Genomic DNA, 588 nt, shown 5'->3' with positions numbered 1-588 from the left:
CGGTTTTCCGGCTAACCTGGTGTTTGCTGCTGCTCGATGTATTGTCGGATGATCGAAATCGGCGCCCCCCCGCAACTGCTTGCAAAATAACTTGGTGTCCACAGAGCGCCTTTGTAGTAATAGCGTCGAGCTATATCTGGCCGGTCGCGGCGTAACAGCCTGCTGGATACGCCTTTAAGACTGTTGACCAGATTTGATACTGCCAGTTTTGGCGGGTAATTGATCAGCAAGTGCACGTGGTCGCATTCGCCGTCCATCTCAACCAGCTCAACATCAAAATCAGCGCAGACGCTGGCAAAGTAGCTGCGGAGCTTTTCGATGGCATCCAGATCAAAAATTTTTCGTCGATATCTGGCGACGAATACCAGGTGAACATGCATCAGGAAAACGCAGTGTCTTCCTCGGCGAATATCGGTTTCTTTTGTCATAGACCAAAGTATAATAGTACGCATGAAACGACTTCAAGCCTTCAAATTCCAGTTAAGACCAAATGGTCAGCAGGCGCGCGATATGCGGCGCTTCGCCGGGGCTTGTCGCTTCGTTTTTAACCGCGCACTGGATCTTCAAAATAAGAACCATGAGTCGGGG

The 588-nt window shown here is 50.2% G+C and carries 2 protein-coding genes; one reads left to right on the top strand and one right to left on the bottom strand.

What is annotated here, in order from left to right; all coding sequences use genetic code 11:
* Positions 1-11: 11 nt before the first annotated feature.
* Positions 12-428, bottom strand: a complete 417-nt coding sequence (tnpA, locus tag AB8804_RS23300; RefSeq protein WP_371190299.1) for an IS200/IS605 family transposase — start codon at positions 426-428, stop codon at positions 12-14.
* Positions 429-450: 22 nt separating this feature from the next.
* Here tnpA and AB8804_RS23295 point away from each other — a divergent pair.
* Positions 451-588 (top strand): helix-turn-helix domain-containing protein (locus AB8804_RS23295; protein ID WP_371190300.1); only part of this gene is annotated, 138 nt, incomplete at its 3' end.

This window comes from Enterobacter sp. KBR-315C3_2022, assembly GCF_041399425.1.
Classification (GTDB): Bacteria; Pseudomonadota; Gammaproteobacteria; order Enterobacterales; family Enterobacteriaceae; genus Enterobacter.
The sequence above is the reverse complement of the archived record's forward strand: the minus strand, read 5'-3'. Positions and strand labels throughout refer to the sequence as shown.

Coding starts and splice junctions, on each gene's coding strand:
- tnpA (WP_371190299.1), bottom strand. CDS start 428: ATGACAAAAGAAACCGATATTCGCCGAGGAAGACACTGCGTTTTCCTG.